Consider the following 4,380-nt stretch of genomic DNA (forward strand, 5'->3'; position numbering starts at 1 on the left):
CTCTAAAGGAACCGAAATTAAGCCCGAACAGAAATTTTTCAAAATCGTACCTATAACTCCAAACAAAAAATAGCTAAGGTTCGTCTGTCGCATATGACCACACTAAACCGGTGGTCATCGGTTCTGCTGTTCTGTTATTCAAATTTGCCCTATAAATTTAAAAGCAGAGACAATTATGCAGATCAAAATCTTAACCGAACCGGAGCTCCTGACGTTCAAGTCTGAATTTATAGAGGAGATCAAAAAGACCATCAAATCAAATGATTTAACCATCACGCAATGGCTTCGCAGTTCAGCAATCATAAAACTGCTGAAGATTTCAGCAGGTACGCTATAGGACCTGCGTATTAAAGGTGTGCTTCCCCAAGAAAAGATAGCAGGAATATGCTATGGGCAAACCTCGCCATTTATTAAATGAGTGAATTCATAAATCCTTGAACAATTATAGCATCTGTCATGATCAATCAGCGTGATAATAGGAAGAAAAGAGGACGCCCCAAAGTATCCCAAAAAAAGAATATTAATGTAACAGTGAGGTGTAATACCATTGAAAAGAAACTGATTCAGGATAGCGCCAGAAAATTGAACACGAGCGTTTCCGTTTACCTCCGGGAGCTTGGTCTAAAGGGGGCGGCGAAGATAAAATTGAAAACCCTTCCCAAAGAGGTACTTCAATTTACAGGTACACTCCATCACATCACTGCCACCCTCAACCTGATTGCCCGCAAACGTAATTCAGCTGAGGACCTGAACGCGATGGACAGGGCCCTGATCAATCAGCAAATGAGGACAGTGCAACGAATTGTAGAAGAAATAAAGACTTATTTAAAATGATCGGGAAAATAACCACGGGTAGAAACTTTCGGGGTTGCCTTCGCTACCTGCATGAGGGCCGATTACAGGAAAGCGAAGAACTTCAGCTGGAAGAAATGGTCAAAAAACAGGCTGAAGTGATTTATTATAACAACTGCTTTGGCACCATGGATCAGGTGATCACACAACTGGTAGAAGTAAGGAAACTTAATCCAAAGCTGTTAAAGCCAGTCCTTCATGCTTCATTTAGCTTTGCCTATGCCGATGCCGCCTTGCTGACCAAACAACAAAAGGCAGACATCGTCGTAGCAATGTCCGAAGAGTTTGGATTTGACCAAAATCAGTTTATCGTCATTACCCATTCAGACACCCTTCACGAGCACATCCACATTGTGGCTAACCGGGTCGGTTATGATGGTAAGACGGTCAGCGATCACAACAGCTATAAACGAATGGCGCAATTTTGCCGGGAAATGGAAAAAAGGTATAAACTAACCCCTGTTTTAAATCCCAACCGGTTTTTGACACCCACGGAGCGGATGGTCATAGGTAAAAGGGTAGATAACAGAAAGGAACTGCTCAGAGAAAAGCTGGAAGCTGCGATTAGCAAATCAGATACCATTGAGGCGCTAAAGATCAGAATGGAAAAGCAGGGTTACCAAGTTGAACTTGGGAGGGGCATTGCCTTCATCGACAAAAAGCTGGTCAGGTTCAAGGGAAGCCAGCTCGGGCATAGCCTGGCAAATATCACTGCTCAGCTTATCCAGCAGCGCGGGATTGCTGAGCAGCAAAAACATGCGCAAATGAGATGGCAACAGCCGGGGATAACGGAAAAATTAGCACGTAAAAAAACTAAAGGAAGATCAATTTAAAATCAATTCTTATGGACTTAGATGAAACCTCATTCACGGAAATTTTGAAAGAGTTAGCGGAGCAGGGCAAGAAAACGCAAAAAGTAATAGCAGATCTGGAAGAGAAATTAGCGGACAAAGACAATCAACTCAATATCCTGATCGAGGAAAGTAAGGCGTTAATCGCAACCTTTGAGCGTAAGTATGATACTATAGAAGTCAAAGCGCCACGGCCCGACCTCTCTGAGGTCAATCTGGCCATTCTCAAAGGATTTGTTGGGATTAATCAGGCAATAGAAAAAGGACCAAAGCCAATCATCAGGCAGATCAGGTTTACTTTATTCCCCGAACAGGTACGAGCGCCTGAATACTATCATGCGATGATGCGGGGGCTGGTTTGGATAATATTGGGATCACTGTTCATGGTGCTCACTTACCTACTCATCAATAGATGCCTTTAAGAGAGTGGGCAACTATGAATATTGTAATAGGATGGAAGTTCCGAGTCTACTCAGCGCCAGAATCACCTCAATGATTCTTTGCATCGACAAAAGAAACTTTGGTGTGTTGGTGTCCTATAGCTCATGAGCATGCAAAATAGCTGTCCCCAGTAAAGAGAATTAATTTTCGCTCTTATGAAATATGTTAATATATGGTCTTAATAAAATAATTTGCTTTTTTTGATCTTTCACATCGAGATTTGGCCATAGGCCTTCAAAATCATTTAAAAAGTGCTCTCCATAATTTAGCGTGGCGTCATATCCCCATTTAAAAAGTATTGGATAAACGACTATTTTACCATTGAAATCTGGAAAGGGCAAAATTTTCTTCAGTTTGGCAACCAACTCTGCGTTAGGTTCCAGTATTTTTTTTAACTGCGGTGACATTTTTTCTGCAAAATATACAGTATCAATTCCTCCTTTCATGTTAAAAACTAAGCTGATAGAGGTAATGTAACCATCACCTTTTGGTGTTTTAAACAGTAAATCCGAATCCAGGTGTTTTCCAATTGTTTTTATAACGGCAATTTGCAATATCCGCCGCTCCGGCGTTTGCTGTTTAATTTTTTTAATTTCTATCGTTTCAGAAGGTAAAATTAGCTCGCCTTTGCTTTGAGTATACCCATAGAAGAAACTCAATATTAGAATCAGGGAGAAGAAAGTAGTTTTTTTCATAATTTTAAAGATCACAATGTGCGCATTTCTTTCGCTTCAGGCTCAATTGCGGGAGATCGACGCTTCGCTGTCCTGCAATCTAAGGTTATTCATTTATCCCTAACATCTCCAAAACCTCATTAAGATCTTTCCAAATAACTTCTCCCTTATCAAGAAATTGCTGGTAATTAAGCATCACTACGATCCTATAATCGGCATGCTCGAACAATTTGTGCGGGACATTGTTAAAGACAGTAAGGAACATTTGTTCAACAGTCATTTCTGAATCAACGGGAACTGGCATAATTGCCGCGATAGTATCTTTACCAATAGTTTTTCCTACTAAATAATTGTATTTCTTTAGCTTTTCATCTGCTTCTATTGGCGTCATGTATCAATGTGCTTTTAGTGGGATTAAAATAAACAAAAATTAGGTGATTTGTTATATCAAACACGGTCTTTTGAATCACTATATTAATAATCGAATACTAATATTCAATATGGAATTAACAAGAAGTATGTACTGATGTTTCTTCTAGTTAGCTCAATTTAAGGGAATTCCGTAGAGTGTCCACTTAGTAATTTATCCCACTATTTGAATAAAGATTTGGTTTAATTTAAATTTTATCAGTCAATAATTCCTTGCGCGCATTTTCGGCCTGCAAAACCGGAAGTTTTGCTTTGGTGTTTACGGAAAGGTGTTGCTGTTTATTTCTACTTTCGATTTAGGTGGCTATGCAACCATCCGATGTAGTTAAATATATGAAAAGGAGAGCGGATCAGAGTGTCATTACTTTCAATTCTAATATTATGGAATTGGTTGGTAAACTTCATCATCTGATAAACCAACAAACACGACATGGAAGACAAGATCAACGATGCCAAACTAAGCTTTATTTGTAATCAGGATTGGAATAATATGGAGCCTGACGCRGAAGGGCGATTCTGTAACAGCTGTCAAAAAAAGGTATATGACCTTACCAACAAAAATGTAGCATACTTCATCAATATTATGCAGGAAAACAAGGAGGGTTTTTGCGGTCGCTTCTCCAGCGATCAGTTAATGGCGCCATTGCCAGTTGATGAGTCTCGCTGGAAAAGATGGTTGGTTACTGCAATGGTTTTTGTAGGGATTGGCGCGATTGGGCAAAAAGCTAATGCACAATCAACCCTTTTGGGTAAGCCGCAGGCAGCAACAGTATCCTCAGACTGTGATAGCAGGGCTATTTTGGGAGAAGTTGTGATTACCAGCCGTATAACTGTGGAAGATAAAAATAAGTTGCAAAAATATATGCTCAGTAACTGTAAACTCGATAAATCAGTCAGTGGACGGTTTGATATGTCTTTTAATTTGAATAGGGAGGGTGAGGTGACTATTGTTCTAGGTGCCAGTAAATTGCCAAAACAAGCGAGGCTTGAAATCACCAGGGTATTGAAGAACGGTGTGAAGCTGATCAGGAGTAATCTGAATACCGATTTTCCTTATCAGATTAGTATTACCTTTATTAAGGGTAGGGTACAATCATTGGTAAATTTTTAACCCGAGTATATTGCCTATGGAC

At 39.8% G+C, this 4,380-nt stretch carries 7 protein-coding genes; 5 read left to right on the forward strand and 2 right to left on the reverse strand.

Going from position 1 to position 4,380, the window contains the following annotated elements:
- The first annotated feature begins 175 nt into the window (after positions 1–175).
- From AC1DDX_RS24370 to AC1DDX_RS24385, 4 genes are all read left to right on the forward strand, one after another.
- Positions 176–337, forward strand: coding sequence for a hypothetical protein (locus tag AC1DDX_RS24370; RefSeq protein WP_337717687.1), 162 nt, complete (start codon positions 176–178; stop codon positions 335–337).
- Between the two features lie 119 nt (positions 338–456).
- Positions 457–834, forward strand: a complete 378-nt coding sequence (locus AC1DDX_RS24375) for a plasmid mobilization protein (RefSeq protein WP_337717685.1) — start codon at positions 457–459, stop codon at positions 832–834.
- Entirely contained in the window at positions 831–1,685 is an 855-nt protein-coding gene (locus AC1DDX_RS24380; protein ID WP_337717683.1) for a relaxase/mobilization nuclease domain-containing protein, read from the forward strand. Before AC1DDX_RS24375 ends, AC1DDX_RS24380 begins: the two co-directional genes overlap by 4 nt.
- An 11-nt stretch (positions 1,686–1,696) precedes the next feature.
- Positions 1,697–2,125 (forward strand): hypothetical protein, encoded by a 429-nt coding sequence (locus tag AC1DDX_RS24385; RefSeq protein ID WP_337717681.1) that lies wholly within the window; start codon positions 1,697–1,699, stop codon positions 2,123–2,125.
- Positions 2,126–2,284: 159 nt separating this feature from the next.
- Here AC1DDX_RS24385 and AC1DDX_RS24390 read toward each other — a convergent pair whose 3' ends face one another.
- Together AC1DDX_RS24390 and AC1DDX_RS24395 are read right to left on the reverse strand one after the other, a co-directional pair.
- Positions 2,285–2,839 (reverse strand): hypothetical protein, encoded by a 555-nt coding sequence (locus tag AC1DDX_RS24390; RefSeq protein ID WP_477622744.1) that lies wholly within the window; start codon positions 2,837–2,839, stop codon positions 2,285–2,287.
- A gap of 85 nt (positions 2,840–2,924) precedes the next feature.
- Positions 2,925–3,209: a hypothetical protein gene (locus tag AC1DDX_RS24395; RefSeq protein ID WP_288884161.1), complete on the reverse strand. Its 285-nt coding sequence runs from the start codon at positions 3,207–3,209 to the stop codon at positions 2,925–2,927.
- Positions 3,210–3,677: 468 nt separating this feature from the next.
- Between AC1DDX_RS24395 and AC1DDX_RS24400 the strand changes: the two genes are divergently transcribed.
- Positions 3,678–4,358 carry a hypothetical protein gene (locus AC1DDX_RS24400; protein WP_337717677.1) on the forward strand — a complete coding sequence of 227 codons (681 nt, stop codon included), beginning with the start codon at positions 3,678–3,680 and terminating at the stop codon, positions 4,356–4,358.
- Positions 4,359–4,380: the final 22 nt, after the last annotated feature.

Source organism: Pedobacter sp. 10L46_2, from assembly GCF_056395165.1.